This is a genomic window from Psychrobacter sp. Pi2-52, assembly GCF_904846705.1.
In the GTDB taxonomy this organism is placed as follows: domain Bacteria; phylum Pseudomonadota; class Gammaproteobacteria; order Pseudomonadales; family Moraxellaceae; genus Psychrobacter.
Genome location: NZ_CAJHBS010000002.1, coordinates 159,813 through 179,311, shown reverse-complemented (window position 1 = coordinate 179,311; position 19,499 = coordinate 159,813). Strand labels below are relative to the sequence as shown.

The window sequence follows — 19,499 nt, the reverse complement described above, 5'->3', positions numbered from 1 at the left end:
TAAACTCCAAGATAGTTTATGAATTATTTTAATTATCAAAAATATTGACCGCTATTGTATCAGTAAACAGCCATTCACTCACCTATCTAACAATTCACTTAGTCAATATCGAACTCCATGCGATGTGCTGTTGCACGCATGGTTTCACTATCTATTAATTTTTCTATACAGTATAGACTTGCATGGATGCCTGCGCTTATCCCCGCTGATGTGATTATATTACCAGTATCATCACTAGCATCTACAAAACGAGTATGCGAGATCACATCGATATCAGGATAGGATGCTAAATTATCCAAATCCATCCAGTGCGTGGTTGCTGACTTACCAGCTAGCAAACCTGCCTTAGCCAACAGCAACGCTCCTGTACACACTGAAAGCGTCAGCTCTGCCAAACTTGCTTGAGTGATAATCCAATCAATTACCACCTTATTATATATTTCTGTTTTTTCGGCACCGTATCCACCGGGGACGATTAATACATCAATGTCTGAATGATTGGCAAAACTATAGTCAGGAATGACTTGTAGACCGTTTCTAGCGAATATTGGAGCTTGATGCTCAGCAATAGTGATAACCTCAAAGTACTTATCATCACTAGCAGGGGTAGCATTTTCAGCCAGTGAAAACACCTCAAAAGGTCCTGCAAAATCCAATACTTCTACTTCATTGAACAGTAGTATGCCGACGGTTCGTTTTAGCGTCATATTCAATCCTAATTCAGTTGATAGCGTTAAATTAAATTAAGTTTATCTATATTACGATTATTACCTTTTTAAATTTATTTGATTAATCAGATGAGCCATTTCATCTGCCTTTACCGTTTGCGATTTCTCTAATCCTGCGACTATTCCCGCTCTATTTTCAACAGCTTTATAGTCTTAAAGATCTCTTCTTTAAATACCTTGAGAGTAAATATCATAGGCTCTAAATCGTTTTTCAAATAGATATACAAAAAAAGCTCAATACAAAGCGCCCTATTAAAGATAGCGTTTAACTGTCTTTAATAGGGCGCTTTATATAATTATTAGTAGTGGAAAGAAAAGTAAGCTTTAGAACATGTCTTTATCTTAGAAATACTGCTATAAACAATCGTAAATCAAAGTGTATTTAATGATTTAAAATCTTCGATAAGAACATCTGCGCACGGTCACTTTTTGCCCCTTCAAAAAACTCATCCTTACTACAGTTTTCTACGATATGCCCTTCATCCATGAAGATAATACGATTGGCTACCTGACTGGCAAAGCCCATCTCATGCGTCACGCACATCATGGTCATACCGTCACGAGTCAGCTCGACCATTACATCTAGCACCTCTTGAATCATCTCAGGATCAAGCGCGGAGGTTGGCTCATCAAAGAGCATCGCCACAGGATCCATAGCCAGTGCGCGTGCAATCGCCACCCGCTGCTGCTGACCGCCAGAGAGCTCGGCTGGGTATTTCGCCGCTTGTACCGTCAGACCAACACGGTCGAGATACGCCATAGCCTTTTGCTTCGCCTCACTTTCTTTACGGCCCAAGACCTTAATCTGAGCCACTGTCAAATTGTCAATAATGGTCAAATGCGGAAACAATTCAAAATGCTGAAACACCATACCGACACGGCTACGTAGTTTAGGCAGATTTGTTTTTGAATCACCGACAGAGATGCCGTTGACCATGATGTTACCTTTTTGAAAAGGCTCAAGTCCATTGACTGTCTTAATCAGCGTCGATTTACCACTACCTGAAGGGCCACAAACGACGACCACGTCCCCTTTATGCACGTGGGCAGTACAGTCAGTTAGTACTTGAAAGTCGCCGTACCATTTGCTGACATTAGATATCTCGATGACCATCTCATCACTAGCATGACCACTATTGGTAACCAGCCCGCCAAAGGCATTTAAGTACGTATCAGCATTGCTCATCACTGGCTCCTAACCACATTATTTTCGATAATCATTATTTAAAAAAGGTAAATCAAACATTCAAATCAAGCTCTCAACACTCAAAAGCGCAAGCCGTATAAAAATAACTATTTTAAAACCGCAAACGCTTTTGTAATTGTTGTACGCCGATAGAAGCACTTAAGCTAATCACAAAATAGACAGCACCAGCACCTAGGATATACGGCGTGAGTAAACCCATTAGCTCACCTCGAACGTAGGCTGCGCGGAAAAAGTCTGTCAAACCAATCGCAAATACCAATGTCGTATCTTGGAATAAGATAATACATTGCTGCAAAATCAATGGCAGCATCTTACGAAAGGCTTGTGGCAAAATAACCAGACGCATGGTCTGCCCATAAGTCATACCGAGCGCTTTGGCTGCGTTGACCTGCCCGCTACCAATCGACTGAATACCAGCACGCACTACTTCTGAGAAATAAGCGGCCTCAAACATCATAAATGCGACCACACAAGAGGCAAATGCAGCATCGAGTTGCAGGTACTTACCCGCTACCCAAAGATAAATCATCGGTACAGCAAAGTAGAACCATAGCAGTACCAGTAGCAGTGGCACAGAGCGGAAGTAATTGACGTATAGCTTGGCTGGAATCTCAAGCGCTTTGATACCTGACAAGCGCATCAACGCTAGTATCGTACCCAAACTGATACCGCCCAAAATAGCCAAAAACAGCACTTTTAAGGTGGTAATCATGCCGCCCATCAAACCAGGATAGGCTGTTGCCAATTCGGTCATATTCATTTCTGACCTCCCGCAATAAGCCCAGGCACACGCAATTTACGTTCAATCAATCCCATAATAGCGATCAAGGATAAATTGAAAACCAAATAAATAATCATCGCATAAGTATATATCTCGATACTATTTTGAGTGTATTCGCTGATGGTTTTGGTTTGGCTAATCAGCTCCATTACCCCCACAAGCGAGGCCACAGAAGCGTTTTTGAAACAGTTCGTTAGCTCAGAGCTGAGCGGTGGCAAGATAATACGAAATGCCTGCGGTAGCAGTACTTCTTTATAGACTTGTGGAATGCTAAACCCTAACGCATAGGCCGCGTTAATCTGTCCATCTGGTAATGACTCAATACCCGTCCGTACCTGTTCAACGATACGAGCAGCGGTAAATAAGCCCAAACCAATACTGGCTGATAACATGGCTGAGGTATTCGGAGACAAATCCTTATACCACCATTCTTGTATCGTCGGCGTGAGCCAGCCAGGCGCGATATAAAACCAAAAGAACAGTTGAACAAGCAGTGGAATATTACGAAAAAATGTCACATAAGCCGTACCGATTGCACGAGCAGTCTTGTTGGGCAAAGTACGCATGATACCGAAGATAGTACCGACGACCATCGCAATGGCCCATGCGATACTGCCAATCAATAGCAGCCAGCCAAGACCAGTGATCATCCAATGGATGTAGAGCTCGTTGCCAATACCAGTCTGCTCAAAGAGCACACCCCAGTTCCAGCTATAATTCATGGTTGTCTCTCCGAGCAACGATTGATAAGCCTATACGTCAAATAAAATTACTGGTTATCTGAACGTATAGGCAAGCTATGTTGAGGGACAATGAGCGTTACTGCGCTGCTGCTTCTTTAGGCTGAGCGCTGTCATGCGGATTGGCAATCAAGGCCTTTAAGTTGTCTGACATCTCAAAGTTTAGATTGACGTTCTTTGGCGGGATTGGGTTCAAGAACCACTTGTCATAAATGCTATTGATTTCGCCTGAACTAAAGACATTAGCAAGTGCTTCATCGACCACAGCTTTGAATTCAGGATCATCTTTACGCATCATACAACCATAGATTTCAAACGATTGCGGCGTACCGACGATGACCCACTCATCAGGATTTTTTGCTTTGGCTTTTTCGCCTGCAAGCAATACATCATCCATCATAAAGGCATCAGCGCGGCCATTCTCTAGCATTAGGAAGCCTTCGCCATGATCTTTTGCTGAGATGATATTGGTATCCATTTTATTATCATCATTGTACTGACGGATATAACGCTCCGAAGTCGTGCCTGCTGTCGTTACCAGAGTTTTGCCTTTTAGGTCTTCAAAATCTTGAATACCAGAGTCTTTTTTGGTCAATAGACGCGTGCCAATTTCAAAGAAGCCATTAGAGAATGCGACTTGCTTTTGACGTTCTTCGTTATTGGTGGTTGAGCCACACTCAAAATCTACCGTGCCGTTTTGTACCAATGGGATACGAGTCTGCGAAGTGATTAGGTTATAGCGAACGTTGAGGTCTGGCATATTTAGCTTTTGCTTAACGGCTTCAACCACTTTCATTTCCAAGTCGTGAGCATAGCCAATCGGTTGGTTAGGATCATCAGCGATATAAGAGAAAGGAATAGAGGAATCACGGTGACCGACAACGATAGTGCCAGAGTCTTTGATTTTCTGTAGCGTACCGTTGGTCGTGGCTTCGGTCGTCGTTGCATCATCTGCTGGCGCATCAGTGCTGGTTTGGCTACTGTTGTTACATCCCGCTAAGCCTAATGCCATAACAGCAGCTAAAGTCAACGGTTTGGAAAATGAGTATGTCATGAAATACATCCTTTTATCGCAAGATTGAGTGAGTGCTTGGACGACATAGGTCTGATTGACCCGACTGCCCCGCATCCGTACGGTTGTTGCTGTTGTTTATCACAATGCAACTTAATGTTACTGTACAACAAATTTGCAGTAGAGGGTGATTTTTTTTGAGAGAATACATATTTATGAATATATTTATATTCTAACTATAAATTGATGGCTCATAGCGGCTATCTACTCAGAGCTTTGTACAAACAGCTGCTTGGTTTTTTAAGCTCGTTATTAACCTTTGCTGCTTATAATCGTCAAAACAGTCTACTAAGTGAGATTGATAAATTGGCAGTAATCCCCATAAAGCAAACAACTTCTCTATACTACAAATGACTTATGACTCAAGATATCCAAGTCCCACATACGGACAGCCAAACTACTGGCAACCATGGCAGCAACGACATTCGCCAACGTTTCTTTGTTGAAGACTCTCCTGTGCGCGGTGATGTAGTACGCCTATCACGCAGCTACGCGAGCACGATTGCGCAAAAGCCGTACCCCGAAGCCATTAAACGTTTATTGGGTGAGATGCTGACCGCAGCGAGTTTGCTAATCAGTACGGTCAAAATTAACGGTCGCCTATCTATTCAGTTGCAGTCATCAGACAGTGACAGCTTACTAAACTGGGCGATGGCAGAATGCGATCAAGACGGTATCATTCGTGCGCTTGCTAGCTGGAAAGGCGAGACGGATGAGCAAGTACAAGCGTGGGACAATATGATCCATGCCAAAGAAGCGTTTGCTGAACTTGGTGCGATGGGACAAGGCGTATTGTTTATCAATATTCAGCCTGATGGCGGTGAACCATACCAAGGTATCGTTGAGCGTAGCCATGACAATCTAGCGGACTGCTTAGCGCATTATCAAAAGCAATCAGCCCAGATTCCAACGTTGATTAACTTAGCATCTGATGGCCTGCAAGCTGGTGGTATCTTGGTACAAATGCTACCGCGTACTGCTGAAGAAACGTCTGAAGTTGAGCAAAACCAAGATGCGGGTATCGATGATGATTTATGGACGCGCTTGTCTGTATTGACGCGCACGGTAAAAGCAGAAGAGCTAACAACGCTGGATGCTAACGAAATACTCTATCGCTTGTATCACGAAGAAAACATCGTGGCACCTGAGCCTGCGCCTCTATCATTTGGTTGCACTTGCTCACGCGAGAAGTGTGAAATGGCAATCGAGCAAATCGGCGAAGCAGAAGCGTTAGATATCGTCGAAGAGCAAGGCGGGACGTTTGAGATGGATTGCGGATTCTGCGGTGAAGTCTATAAGTTTAATAAAGATGATGTAGCAGCGATATTTGCTGAGTAAGTTTCTTACTTACTATAAATCAGTGTTTATAAAAAACCCCTCAAGTGTGATGCTTGAGGGGTTTTGTTTTTATCATTAAATCACTACACCGCTACATCTAAACTTCTAGGATAAGAGTGTATGCGCGGACGTCCGGCGTAGTCACTTCGACCATTATCAAGTAGCCATTCAACAACCTGCTCACGCACTCGTCTACTATGAATCAAGTTCATATGATTAACACCATAAAACACGGCTTTATGACCATCTGGCACAAACAAAGCATGCTCAGCGTCATCTTCACCTAACGCTGAAGCCACCGATACCAAGCTATCCCCTAGCAGATCCGTCACCTTAGAATCATAATGCGTTTCAAGCAAAGCGCTGGCAATAAAATAGGTTTTGATACCACTTGGCAGCCGTGCAGGATGACGGAAATCTTGTGGTAGTACGCTACGTCCTTCTAATGCTTTCCAGTCTGCATCACGAATACTGCCATGACGCAGATCGATAATACCGGCACTGCGCATATCACCGAGCTTAGCCAGTGAGCCTGCAAACGGCAGCTTGGCGATGATGTCTTGCACATAATTACCGATACGCTCAAGCACTGCCCCATGATGCGGCGAACCTAGCGTGATGAGATTGCCAACGCGCTTGATCCAGTCTAGACGATCTTGCTCACCATAAAACAGTGCACTGCGAGAGACCAAACCGCCCATACTATGTCCGACCAGGTCTATCTGACTGATATTCGGGTTGTCATTGACCAGCGCTTGTAGCAATTGAGAGAATTTACGGCCGCTACGAGAGATACGGCGACCTGTGTTGTAATCCAAATACAGCACCGTGGTATCAGGCTGGCTGATATGAATGGCCTCGCCTAAGTCATTATCTGTTTGGGCTTGCCAGCTCAAATGACTCATACATAGACCATGGCACAAAATAACGATGCGGCCTGATAGCACTTCACTTTGTGGCTTGCCGTCTTGAGTGTATAGCATCATCGGAATGGCGAGCGCATTTTGATTATTGACAAGATGGTCACCCATGACACCATTAAGTACATTCACCAGTTTTTTTAGTGAGTCTGGTAGTGGCTGCACTGACTTTTGGAGAATCAGGTTTTTGTATATGCGTAGTACAGACGCCAGATTATTACCGACCATCTGCATGACATGACGTATCGTGCCATAGATACGTCCAGTAAATCCGCGCGACCATTTGTTTAAATGTTTGTCATTGAAGCGGCCTAGCGGACGCAGAATAACTTCACGGTGGATAGCTTCTACGATTTCTGTAATCTCAACCACACCCATGGTGGCAAGCTGCGCCAATCCTTCAAAAAAATCAGCCAAAGATACAGGTGTTTTGTTGATTTCATCACTGTCATCCGAATCTGCCAGTAGCTTAACCAGTTCATCCATATCGATGGCTTCGAGTTGGTCGATTTGCTCATATAGATGACTGTGTAGCGGTACACTCGCATCTGGGACAAAATGCGCATCGAGCTCATGGTGAGTACGAGTATAGCTGCTATCGTTTTGAGCGTCGCTGTCACTAACACTGTCGTTATAAAACACATTTGGACTGCTCATAATATTTGCACATTCAGCGAAAAAAGTAATGGTCTATATTATCCTGTAACTGCAGCAAATAGAAGTAAATGGTTTGACTTTAGAGCGGGATGACGACTAGCAGAGCCAAATGAGTGATAGACGGTCTCTTTAACCATCAAATCATTATTAAAATAAAAAATCCCAAGCCTTAACTTGGGATTTTTATGGTTGTGAGCATTTTGGTTGTGCCTAATATACGCCACAGCTTATCTATCTATGTCGTGCTATCAGCTGTATCAAATGATTCTGCCAGTATGACATCACCATCCTCGCGAGTAATCATCACAGTCGCTGAGCGAGGAATACTACCACCAGCGACAGCGCCCCATGTATTGCCGGGATGCTGAATGTTGATAAACAGTGTCTTAAAATCTGGTGCCATGGTGATACCTGTTACTTCGCATCCTTCAGGACCAACAAAGAATCGTTTGATATTATCATTGCTAGCAGATGTGCCGACTCGGGTTGACTGCCCTGCCGATGTGGTCGTCATCGACCCATCACTGACTTTGCCTGGTAGAGCCGCGAGCAACATGCAGCTACTGGTATCGGTGTAAGCGCCGTCATCTGTCTGAATCCATAAGACACCGCGCGGGTCAAAATATAGCCCATCAGGTGAAGAGAAGTCATTATTGTCATTTAGCTGAGATAAGTTTTCTGCCGATAAATCACTTGGCGCACCAAACAGATAAATGTCCCACTCAAAGCTCGTTGCAGCATGGTCACCGCCCATTTCTGCCCAGCGAATGATATGGCCATTATCATTACCAAGCGCTTTTCCGCTTGACTGATAGCTACGCGGATTGGAAGCTGAGACAGGCTGGTCGTCACGTACGCCGCGATATTTATTATTGGTCAATGTCACGTAGACATCACCTGTCATAGGGCTGACCGATACCCATTCAGGTCGATCCATCTTGGTAGCACCAGCAGCATCGGCAGCTGCACGAGCAAAGACCAATACTTCATCTTGTCCATTGAATGGCAATACACTATTGAAAGCATCCAGTCCATTTTGACCATGGACGAGTGCTTTCCACTCACCGCTACCATCTTCGTTAAATATAGCGACGTATAGCGTGCCATCATTCAGATATTTGTCACCTGCTTTTAGTCCGCCGCCAATATCCGAGTTTGACCACATCGCTTTGGAGACAAACTTATAAATGTACTCACCTCGGGCGTCATCACCCATATAGAATACCACTGGCTTACCTTGCTCAACAGGAGCATACGCACAGTTTTCATGAGCGAATCGGCCCAGTGCGGTACGTTTTTGCGGTATAGAGTTTTGGTCAAATGGGTCAATCTCAGTAATATAACCGAAGGTGTTAAAGCCGTAGCGATAATCTTCCGCAGCACTGGCACCGACAGCTGTCATATCCCAGCGTGAGAACTCGTCTGCTATTTTGGCATCCTTTGCCTCTGGGGTATGCCAGAGATACTCCCAACCTGGGAAGTCCTCCACAGCACCGTAGCGCTCGCGTGCATAGTTATCACCAGCGCTCAATTGGCTGGCATCTTGTCCACGGGCAAACACACCCAAGAAGTTCTCTTCGGTCGTCAAATAAGTACCCCACGGTGACAGACCTGCGCCGCAATTGTTATTGATACCGCGAGTCTGATAGCCTGTCGGATCAAACTTGGTCTTGACCAGAGCAGAGCCTGCCACAGGGCCAGCCAATTGTGCTGTTGTACTACTGGTAATACGGCGATTGTATTTAGAGTCAGGTACCATCTCATAGCCCATGCCATTTGCGCGGCGCTTCATCTCAACCACTGCCACACCATGGCAGTTGACTTCACGGCGCACATCGCTGGCCCGACGGCTGCGTTGAAATAAAGGCGCAGCATCTTTATCTTCGATGACATCATACCCAAACGGGCTTAACTCCTCACTATTTACGTATTCATGATTCATAACCAGTAGGCCATTCTCTGGGGCTTTGGCATCGTACGCATTGCCTTTTTTGCCAAAGAACCACATGCCATCATGGTTGTCGCCCATGCGCCATTCAAACGACTCGGCTGAATTTTCACGGTTATCGCGCCAGTCGTCTAGACCAGGCATCAGCGGTGTACCAAGCGGCAAGATTATTTCTGCTTTATAGCCGTCTGCGACCGTCATCGTCTCAGCAGTTGAATGCGCGACTGCCTCAAACTTTAAGGTATCAGGACGCTTCAAATCACCTTGTGCAGGGATAGCGGCATTATCGTCATTACCAGCAATACTGTTATCGTCTTCACTACAACCGACCAAAGGTAATGCGCCAAAAAACGCAGCAGCAGTCAACCCTGTGCCACCTTTTAGGATACTACGGCGGTTCAATCGACGATTGATAATCGTCTGAAAGTCAGTATTATTAGTAGGATTTGAGTCTTCAACCACTTCGTGGGCAAGCGTTCGCTCATTGTTCAATAATGTCATTATCAGTCACCTTGCTATTAGGCTAGATTGGCAGAGAGTTGATCGCGGCTTTATCATTACGACCACAAAAATACGAATTCCGCTTAAGTCTACTCAACCTTTATGACAGCACGCTGAACAATAGGTGACAAACTGATGACAATCGACTGTACTGATGGTTATTGAAAAATAGAATGATTAGATAGTTAGAATTGTTTTGCAGTTAGCAAGTTTAAAAAATAAATATAAAGGCTTAAAAGCAAAAAACCCCAAGCAATTGCTCGGGGCTTTTAATATGTATCTGTTATCGCAATCAGGCTTACTGTACTTGTGATACCCACTCATGAGCACCCAGTTTTAGTTTAAGCTGATCGCCTGCTTGCAACACACCAACGCCGCTTGGCGTACCAGTCATAATCACATCACCTGCTTGCAAGCTAAAGGCGTGGCTAATATTGACCAGCAATTCATAGACAGGAAATAGCATTAAGGCACTATCGCCATCTTGCGTTAATTTATCATTGATAGATAGCTGATACTGTACATTCTGCAGATTGCCAAAGGCTTGTGGGTCGAGCCAATCAGCAAGGACGCAAGCTCCGTCAAAACACTTAGCACGCTCCCACGGATGACCTTTTTCTTTTAGCTTGCTTTGCAAGTCACGTAAGGTTAAATCCAGTCCCAATGTCACACCACCAATGGCTTGCTGAGCTTGCTCAATCGTCGCCATAGATAAGTCATCTGATAGCTGAATACATAGTTCGGCCTCGTAGTGAGTCTCGCCAAACAGCTCTGGACTTGGGCGAACCACATCACTACGGATAGAAACCACTGAAGACGCAGGCTTCATAAACAGTATCGGCGTGGTTGGCACTTCATTGCCCAACTCTGCAGCATGTGCCGCATAGTTGCGACCAACACAGACAACTTTACCAATAGAAGTACGCAATCTTTCATTATGATCGATAGCGCCCTGCTCGGCATTTACACCAGCTGCAATGGCGTTCGCTAATGACTCGTGTGGCGATTGGCTCATACTAAACTCTCCCTGTAAATGATGGCTATTTTATCAGCAGTCCATACTATGTTGTCTACAGTGACTTTGACGATTTTTAGTTGCTAACTGCTAACTATGGAATCGTATTGGTCACCACATCTGGCGGTACATAACTGGCATGACGGTTCATACGCTTTTCAAACATTCTAAAGCTAAATAAGATAACCCATGACAGCAGTAGATAGACGATACCAGCGGCAAAGAATAACTCCATCAAGGTATAGGTACGCGCACTAATCGTACGAGCAACACCTGTGATATCCATCAATGCAATAGTTGAAGCGAGCGCACTACCTTTTAGCATAAAGATAACTTCGTTACTGTATGCTGGAATCACAATACCAAATGCGCGCGGCAGCGTAACCCGTGTTAGCTTTTGCCATTTAGACATGCCAAGCGCATCAGCCGCTTCAAGCTCTCCAATAGGAATCGTCTGAATCGCACCGCGTATAATCTCGGCTAGATAAGCACTGGTATTCAGGGTAAAGGCGATGATGGCACACCAATATGCTTGGCTAAGTACCGGCTCCCACAAGAACGACTCGCGTACGGCCTCAAATTGACCTAAACCGTAATAAATCAGGAATATCTGTACCAATAGCGGCGTACCACGGAAAAAGAAAATATACAGAAACGGTAGTATCTGTACCACCCAATTCTTAGACAGTCGTAACAACGCCAAAACCAAACCAAACAGCAATCCAATCACACCTGAAAACAAAACCAGCTGTACGGTCAATACCGCGCCGCCTAGTAAATCAGGGATATGGTCAAAAATGACCTGCCAATTCCAATCCATAGTATCTCTCCTCTACCCTATGGTCGATTGACTGTGAGTGGATTGACGGCTTATCTTTTTGGCATAGCGTGCCGCAGGATTGGCGCGCCACTCAAGCCACATCATAAAGCCAGTAATCAACATGGTCAGACCCAAATAAATAATCGCTGCTGCCATATAAAAGGTAAACGGCTGCTGTGTAGACTGTGCTGCACGCGATGACTGATACATGATGTCTTTGAGACCCACGACCGATACCAATGCGGTATCTTTGAGCAGTACCAGAAACAGATTACCCAAACCTGGTAAAGCAATCTGCCACACTTGCGGCAAAGTGATGCGATAAAAAGTCTGAAAAGGACGCATACCAATCGCTTGCGCAGCCTCTCGCTGGCCTACTGGAATCTCTTGAATGGACATGCGAAAAATTTCAGTCGCATACGCACCAAAAGCAATAGACAGTGCCATGACACCACCCCAAAAAGCGCTAATCTCGACATAGTCGTTATAGCCGAACTTTTTGAGGATGCTCATCAATAAGATAGAGCCGCCATAATAAATAAAGAGCACCAATAGCAGCTCAGGAATACCGCGCATCGTCGCAGTATAGACAGTCGCAAGTTTACGCAGCAACCAGATATTGGACATCTTTGCGGTTGCGCCGAGCAAGCCTAAAGCCAAACCAATGATTAAACTGGTCACAGCTAGCTGTATGGTGACGGTAGCGCCGCTTAATAAAAGCGCGCCAAATCCTTGTAAGTCAAACACGATTATCCACTCAGTCTCTTTATATTAGCAATTAAGGCATGTCTTCAATTCAATCGATAGACATCTAAATGGTTTAAAAACGGCTAAATCTTGCCAAACGGCGTCAAATAGCTGACTAATATCTCGATATTATTTGCGCTATTTTCCTTGTTTGACTGCAATTTATCTCATTTTTATTACCATTTTTAAAATGAAGACACGCCCTAGCAAAATATGAGTTAAAAGAATCAGCATCAATAGCTGAACGCGGCGCAACACCGTATTTTATACCAAATCAATAGGGATGGTCGGCGTCAAAAAATGACGTCAGAAGAATACGATTAACGCTGCGATAATTGACACAGTAGAAATGAGCGCTGATTTTATCATATTCACTCGCCGTGATGTTAATACTGACGCGTAAAAGCTGCGCCTAAACCGTACTTAAACAGACACTTGCCTCTAGAGACATACAATAAGCCGACTAAATTTGAGCAAAATTGATAGGCCGCTATTATGTATATTCTTTGATATAACGACAAATAAAAAAGGACATCACCATGATGGTGATATCCTTTTATTAATCAAAACAATATTTCTTGACTGCTATCTTTGACTACTGTTAGCTATTAACTAGCGTTTTCTGTCGCTGGTTGCTCGGCAGTATTTGTATCTGTGCCTGTATTTGCGTCTTCATCAACTGTGCTCGTTGCAGACGCTGGCACCGCAAAGTATTTTTGATTGATCTTATCGTAAGTACCATTAGCCTTTATATTAGCAAGAGACTGATTGATCTTTGCTTGTAGCGGATCGCCTGGACGTACTGCTATCGCAAAGTTATCATTGATATCGATCTCATCACCTTTTAGCGCATATTTGCTACCAGCATTTGAGCTCAGCCATTCTATGGCAGGCAGCTTATCAGAAATCATCGCATCGACACGGTTTGAACCGAGATCCAAAAACGCATTGCTCAACGTATCATAAAGCTTCATATCGGCTTTTGGATACGTGTCTTCTAGCCATTGCGATGAGATAGTTGAACGCTGTGCAGCAATAGAATGCGAGTCGATATCACTGTTGTTACTAGGGTCAAAGCTGCTGTCTTTTTTGGCCAAAAAAACTAAGGCATTGCTAAAGTACGGATCGGTAAAGCTCACCTGCTGCGAACGCTCTGGAGTAACGGACATCGCGGCCACGATTGCATCGTATTTACCTGCTTTTAGACCAGGGATAATACCGTCCCAGTCCTGCGCCACAATCTCACAAGTTACCTGCATATCTGCACAAAGTGCATTTGCTATCTCAACATCAAAACCACCCAGTGTCCCATCAGCATTGGTATAGTTAAAAGGTGCATAGGCCCCTTCTGTACCGATGCGCAATACATCACCTGTAGACGCTGCCGTTGCTTCGGTAGCCTCTGGATTGGTATCAGCCGCACTCTCTTGGCTATTGCTACAGCCAGCAACGGTAAAGGCCGCCGCTAGTGCAAACAATGACATAGACAGACGACTGGCTATAGTAATGTTAGATTTGCCAGTCGTGGCACAGATTGGGGCACAATGGTTGCTCATGATCATCCTTGGTTTTTTCTTGAGTAAACAACACGTCTTTAAACAACAGCAGTCAAACTGCTAGATATCGTATTAGTTAGCTGGCGCTTCTTCTTCAGCGACCATTACTTCTTCGACACTATCAGTTGTTGCTACCGCTTTTTGTGCTGCAGCCGTTGAGCTAGTACCGAAATAGCTACCCGTGATTTGATCATAGGTACCGTTGTCTTTTAGTTCAGCTAATGCTGCATTGAACTTAGCAACTAACGGATCGCCTTTACGGAAGGCAATACCCATCGCATCATCATTGGTGCTGATTTCTTCACCTTTGACTTCGTAGCCTTTGCCTGCGTCTGTTTTTAACCAGTCGATACCCGTTACTTTGTCAGACATCATACCGCGCACACGGCCTGAGGTTAGATCTAGATAAGCATTGTCTTGCGTATCGTATAGTTTGATATCAGCATCTGCATGCTCGTCTTGTAGGTATTGCGAGGCAACAGTTGAGCGCTGTGAGGCAATTGGTAGACCTGTTAGCGACTCAACGCTTAAGTCATCACCCTTTTTGCCGATCAAGATGATACCGCTATGGAAGTAAGGGTCGCTAAAATCAACCACTTCTTTACGCTCAGGCGTGATAGACATACCTGCGATAGCTGCATCAAATTTCTGTGCGTTAAGCCCTGGAATCAAACCGTCCCAATCTTGAGAGATGACTTCACACTCAGCTTTCATTTGCGCACATAATGCGTCAACCAGCTCAATCTCGTAACCAATCAGTTTGCCATCTGCATCGGTATAACTGAAAGGCTTATAGCTTGATTCTGTCGCAATTTTGATATTTAAAGGTGCTTCAGTAGCGGTGTCAGCTTCAGCATTTTCTGCTGGTGCTGAGCTATTGTTACAACCTGCCAGCATTAGCATCGCTGCGCTAAGCGGTGCTAGCCACAATGCTTTTTTACTCATTGATGATGTCATTGAAATTGTCATAAGTTTTATTCCTTAATATATTTACCAGCTGTATCGTCAATCACTGCTTGCTGATTTATGCTTATAAACACCGTTTATTTGAAACATGCTTGGTTTTAAGCATTACTCGCATCAAACGTTACTTGTTCTAAGCATAAATCTTCAGTGAGTCATTATTGACCAAAGTTCATCTGCTCAAGACGTGCAAGCTCACCGTTACTACGGATTTCGCTCAATGCTTTGTCAAAGTCAGCTTTGAGTGAGTCACCTTTACGTACAGCAATGGCAATATTGTCATCGTTATCAATTTCATCACCAACGATACCGAAGCCCGCTGCGTTTTCTGCTAACCATGATTTGGCAGAAACTTTTTCAGCCAATACGGCATCGCTACGACCAGATTTTAGATCTAGATAGGCATTGTCATAGTTGTCATATAACTGAACTGTGTTGCCTTCTTTGCCTTCGTAATTATCCTGTAGATAAGCACCTGGCGTAGTAGAACGTTGACCACCAAGCGTTGCATCTTTAATCGCCATAGGATCAAAACCACCATCCGTATTAGTTAGCCATACCATCGTATTGGCAAAGTACGGCTCGCTGAAATCAACTTTTTCTTGACGCTCAGCGGTGATAGACATACCTGCAATGACAGCATCATATTTCTGTGCCAATAGACCTGGGATAATACCGTCCCAGTCCTGTGCAACGATTTCACACTTGGCTTGCATTTGATCACACAAAGCGTTGGCAACATCGATATCAAAACCTGCCAAGCTGCCGTCAGCGTTGGTGTAGTTGAATGGAGGGTAAGCGCCTTCGGTGGCGATACGAATGGTTTTACCAGTGGTTTCTGCTGCAGGGGCGTCAGCGTTGGTATCGGTAGTTTCATCGGCAGGTTGGCTACAAGCGCTCAACATCAATGCAGCAGTAACGGTCATTGATGACCACAATAGGCGAGAATTCGACATCATACGTTCCTTAAATTCTGATGGGTTTTACATAAGTTTTTGACAGGATTTTCTGACTTAGGGTTCTGATATTTTGTTCTCTGACGTCCCTGCCAGACAAGCAATATAGATAGCAGAATAACAGACAGCCACGAGACGTGACGGCCTATAAACCTTTCGATAATACCTGAGTAAAATATCAAAAACAAACGTTTTGCATACTCATAGTTATCATTGGGCAATAAACAGTCAACAATGGTTACGTTACAGTGATTTTACGTTTGGCAGGATAAATGGTGGCAAGAGCGTTGCCACCATTTGTATTGGACACGATATTAGACATGATACTAGGCAAAAAACTAATAACTAAGTAGGACGATGTGATGCCATAAAGTCTTTGACACGCTCAGAGGTAGGGTTATCAAAGACTTGCTCAGGTGTGCCAATTTCTTCAACCACACCTTGATGTAAAAAGACGACTTTGCTTGATACTTCACGGGCAAAGCGCATTTCGTGAGTAACGATAAGCATCGTACGTCCTTCTTCTGCTAGCTCGCGCATTACCGCAAGCACTTCGTTGACCAGTTCAGGATCTAGCGCAGAGGTTGGTTCATCAAATAGTAGAACTTGTGGCTGCATAGCAAGCGCACGAGCAATAGCGACACGCTGACGCTGACCACCAGATAAGTTGGCAGGATAAGCATCTTTTTTGTCAAGCAGACCTACTTTATCGAGCAGCTTTTCTGCATCACTAATTGCTTGGTCTTTTTTAATCTTTAAGACCTGCGTTGGCCCTTCGATGATGTTTTGCAGAATTGTCTTGTGTGGCCACAGATTAAAGTTCTGAAAGACAAACCCGACGCGAGCGCGCAAGCTTTCTAGCTGCTTCACGTCTGCTGCTTGTAACTCACCTGATTTGGCAGGTTTTAGCATCAGCTCTTCATTACCGATCAAGATACGACCATGATTGGGGTTTTCTAGAAGATTAATACAACGCAGCAACGTCGACTTACCTGAGCCAGATGAGCCCAAAATAGAGATAACATCGCCATCATAGGCAGTCAGGGATACCCCTTTCAATACCTCTAATGAGCCGTAGCTTTTATGGATGTCTTGTAAGTCTAGGGCGATAGGCCGAGTCGGGTTTTTTGCAGTATCAAGCATGGTTCAGCAGACTTCCAATAAATATGAGTGAAAACACGAATAAAATAAGAGCTATATCTATATATAGTACAAGCATCTAGATGCATTATCGTAATATGCCTGATGAGGCAAAGAGAAAAATGCCATATTGTCTCTTATTACGCAGTAAAAAGGCAAATATTGTATTTAACCAACGGGTTAATCAGCTTCTAACAAACTACGAGTACAAAAAAGCCCAGACTGCATTTATCGCTCTGGGCTTTATTTTATCACTTTAGAATACGAGGCGTTGTGTTATCTGATAACTGCCTATTTATAGTATCTAGTTAGTACATTTAATATATCGCTAGTACATTCTATAGTATGCGATTAGTACGTCGATACATGTTCTGAGTCTTCAGTACCGTCTATCATATCCGCATCTTCTGCTGTCGCCACTGCCACATCATCGTTATTGGTAACGTCCATACCCTCATCATCGGCACTAGCCACGGCCACATCATCATTGTCGCTCGCTGTCGCACTTTCTTCTACAGAGGTTTGAGCATCTACAGTAGTATCAGCTTCAGTCTCCATCGGTGTGTCATCTTTTTTGCTACAAGCGCCTAATGCTAGAGCACCTGCTACCAAGCCAACCGTTAACCAATTTTTATAAGTCGTATTTTTCGTAGCCATGTTCTTTCTCCATCACTCATCATAATAAGATTAAGTACCATTTAAGGATAGCCTTGCTGTTTTAATGCTTACTATACTGAGGATATCTCGCAGCTACCTTAGTATTTACAGCGCAATTCTGTTAAAAACACGTAAAGATATAGTGTAGTATTGATAACGCGCTTATCTTAAATAAATATTGCTTAGCATGAACAATATTACTTTGAAAAAGCCTCTACAAGAGCGCTGCAAAGCGGATTCTGTTCACAAAATCATCTTTACTATCGTCTCAATCTGCTCTATGTTAAATAGCATAATGACCTATCGCTATTTCAGTAGGCATTCAAAACTTCTTTTTTTGCGACATTTTTCGCCTTTTTAGGTATTTTTACCTATATAAAATTGGGCGCTTTTAGTTATAAAAAACTTGTATCACATAAGGAAAATAATTTATGAGTCAATCGAATACTACGGATATTACGACCTATATGCAGTCTGTCGGCAAGCAAGCAAGAGCTGCTTCTCGCGCGCTGGCTGCTGCCAACACTGGCGATAAAAATTCAGCACTATTAGCCATTCATGATGAACTGGTCAATGCCAAACAAGACATCTTGGCTGCAAATAAAATCGATATGGACAACGGTCAAAAAAACAATCTTGATAGCGCACTCCTCGACCGCTTGGAGCTAAACGAAGCACGTTTTAACGGTATGCTACAAGGTCTTAAAGACGTCGCTGGCCTTCCTGACCCAATCGGTGAAGTCACTGACATGACCTATCAGCCATCGGGTATTCATTTGGGCAAAATGCGAGTGCCACTTGGCGTAGTCGGTATGATTTATGAGTCGCGCCCTAATGTGACTTTAGAGGCTGCCTCACTGGCACTCAAATCAGGCAATGCTATTATCTTGCGTGGTGGTTCTGAAGCATTTGAATCTAACCAAGCAATTGCCAAATGCATCATTAAAGGACTTAGCCATACTGATCTATCGGAACATAGTGTGCAAGTGCTACAGACGACCGATCGTGCAGCCGTTGGTGAGCTGATTACCATGACTGAATATGTCGATGTCATCGTGCCACGTGGTGGTAAAGGTCTGATTGCGCGTATCAGTAACGATGCAAAAGTACCTGTAATTAAGCATTTAGATGGTAATTGCCATACCTTTATCGATAGTGATGCGGATCCTGAGATTGCGATTAAGGTCAGTGTGAATGCCAAAACGCATCGCTACGGCACCTGTAATACGATGGAGACGCTACTGGTCGATGAAGCAGTCGCAGATGAGCTATTGCCTAAAATAGCAGAAGCCATCGTCGCGGCTGATGACGCAATGCAACTACGCCTTGATGACAAATCACAAGCTATTCTAAATGAAAATGCTAAGCTTGAAGGTCATCTATCAGCTGCCACCTCTGAAGATTGGGATACTGAATACCTAGCCCCTATCTTAGCGGTAAAAGTGGTCTCAGGTATTGATGAGGCGATTGAGCATATCAATACGCACGGCAGTCATCATACCGATGTCATCATCACTGATAACTATACCAAGTCGCAGCGCTTCATCCGTGAAGTTGACTCGGCTAGCGTAATGATTAACGCCTCTAGCCGTTTTGCTGATGGTTTCGAATACGGTCTCGGTGCTGAAATTGGTATCTCAACGGACAAAATCCATGCGCGTGGCCCTGTCGGTCTCGAAGGTCTGACTTCACAAAAATGGATCGTTTATGGTCATGGCGAAACCCGTGCTTAATCATATCAGCATCCACTATC

Annotated in this window: 17 protein-coding genes; 2 read left to right on the top strand and 15 right to left on the bottom strand. The window is 44.1% G+C overall.

Features of this window, described 5'->3' with window-relative positions:
• Positions 1–98: 98 nt before the first annotated feature.
• From JMY00_RS01985 to JMY00_RS01965, 5 genes are all read right to left on the bottom strand, one after another.
• Positions 99–707: a DJ-1/PfpI family protein gene (locus JMY00_RS01985; protein WP_201578927.1), complete on the bottom strand. Its 609-nt coding sequence runs from the start codon at positions 705–707 to the stop codon at positions 99–101.
• Positions 708–1,110: 403 nt separating this feature from the next.
• Positions 1,111–1,842, bottom strand: a complete 732-nt coding sequence (locus JMY00_RS01980; protein WP_201578985.1) for an amino acid ABC transporter ATP-binding protein — start codon at positions 1,840–1,842, stop codon at positions 1,111–1,113.
• Between the two features lie 184 nt (positions 1,843–2,026).
• A complete protein-coding gene (locus JMY00_RS01975; RefSeq protein ID WP_201578926.1) occupies positions 2,027–2,695 on the bottom strand; it encodes an ABC transporter permease subunit in 669 nt (222 codons plus the stop codon).
• The gene (locus JMY00_RS01970; RefSeq protein WP_201578925.1) at positions 2,692–3,438 is read right to left on the bottom strand and encodes an amino acid ABC transporter permease; all 747 of its coding nucleotides are present in this window, start codon (positions 3,436–3,438) and stop codon (positions 2,692–2,694) included. Before JMY00_RS01970 ends, JMY00_RS01975 begins: the two co-directional genes overlap by 4 nt.
• A 97-nt stretch (positions 3,439–3,535) precedes the next feature.
• On the bottom strand, positions 3,536–4,510 hold the full coding sequence (locus tag JMY00_RS01965) for a glutamate/aspartate ABC transporter substrate-binding protein (protein WP_201578924.1): 975 nt from the start codon (positions 4,508–4,510) through the stop codon (positions 3,536–3,538).
• Between the two features lie 375 nt (positions 4,511–4,885).
• Here JMY00_RS01965 and JMY00_RS01960 point away from each other — a divergent pair, with 375 nt between their 5' ends.
• Entirely contained in the window at positions 4,886–5,866 is a 981-nt protein-coding gene (locus JMY00_RS01960) for an Hsp33 family molecular chaperone HslO (protein ID WP_201578923.1), read from the top strand.
• 83 nt (positions 5,867–5,949) lie between these two features.
• Here JMY00_RS01960 and JMY00_RS01955 read toward each other — a convergent pair whose 3' ends face one another.
• The 10 genes from JMY00_RS01955 to JMY00_RS01910 form a co-directional block, all read right to left on the bottom strand.
• Positions 5,950–7,443: an alpha/beta fold hydrolase gene (locus tag JMY00_RS01955; protein WP_201578922.1), complete on the bottom strand. Its 1,494-nt coding sequence runs from the start codon at positions 7,441–7,443 to the stop codon at positions 5,950–5,952.
• Positions 7,444–7,678: 235 nt separating this feature from the next.
• Positions 7,679–9,892, bottom strand: a complete 2,214-nt coding sequence (locus JMY00_RS01950) for a PhoX family phosphatase (RefSeq protein ID WP_201578921.1) — start codon at positions 9,890–9,892, stop codon at positions 7,679–7,681.
• 298 nt (positions 9,893–10,190) lie between these two features.
• Complete coding sequence (locus JMY00_RS01945; protein ID WP_201578920.1) at positions 10,191–10,907, bottom strand: fumarylacetoacetate hydrolase family protein; 717 nt, start codon at positions 10,905–10,907, stop codon at positions 10,191–10,193.
• Positions 10,908–11,001: 94 nt separating this feature from the next.
• Positions 11,002–11,727, bottom strand: a complete 726-nt coding sequence (locus tag JMY00_RS01940) for an ABC transporter permease (RefSeq protein ID WP_101205569.1) — start codon at positions 11,725–11,727, stop codon at positions 11,002–11,004.
• A 12-nt stretch (positions 11,728–11,739) separates the two neighbouring features.
• Positions 11,740–12,474, bottom strand: a complete 735-nt coding sequence (locus tag JMY00_RS01935) for an ABC transporter permease subunit (RefSeq protein ID WP_057758316.1) — start codon at positions 12,472–12,474, stop codon at positions 11,740–11,742.
• Between the two features lie 608 nt (positions 12,475–13,082).
• On the bottom strand, positions 13,083–14,030 hold the full coding sequence (locus JMY00_RS01930; protein WP_201578919.1) for an ABC transporter substrate-binding protein: 948 nt from the start codon (positions 14,028–14,030) through the stop codon (positions 13,083–13,085).
• Positions 14,031–14,102: 72 nt separating this feature from the next.
• Entirely contained in the window at positions 14,103–14,999 is an 897-nt protein-coding gene (locus tag JMY00_RS01925) for a transporter substrate-binding domain-containing protein (RefSeq protein WP_101205565.1), read from the bottom strand.
• Between the two features lie 152 nt (positions 15,000–15,151).
• Positions 15,152–15,952, bottom strand: a complete 801-nt coding sequence (locus JMY00_RS01920; protein ID WP_179799075.1) for a transporter substrate-binding domain-containing protein — start codon at positions 15,950–15,952, stop codon at positions 15,152–15,154.
• Positions 15,953–16,294: 342 nt separating this feature from the next.
• Positions 16,295–17,092 carry an ATP-binding cassette domain-containing protein gene (locus JMY00_RS01915; RefSeq protein ID WP_057758311.1) on the bottom strand — a complete coding sequence of 266 codons (798 nt, stop codon included), beginning with the start codon at positions 17,090–17,092 and terminating at the stop codon, positions 16,295–16,297.
• A gap of 348 nt (positions 17,093–17,440) precedes the next feature.
• Entirely contained in the window at positions 17,441–17,746 is a 306-nt protein-coding gene (locus JMY00_RS01910; protein WP_102078315.1) for a hypothetical protein, read from the bottom strand.
• Between the two features lie 431 nt (positions 17,747–18,177).
• Here JMY00_RS01910 and JMY00_RS01905 point away from each other — a divergent pair, with 431 nt between their 5' ends.
• The gene (locus JMY00_RS01905; protein ID WP_201578918.1) at positions 18,178–19,479 is read left to right on the top strand and encodes a glutamate-5-semialdehyde dehydrogenase; all 1,302 of its coding nucleotides are present in this window, start codon (positions 18,178–18,180) and stop codon (positions 19,477–19,479) included.
• Positions 19,480–19,499: the final 20 nt, after the last annotated feature.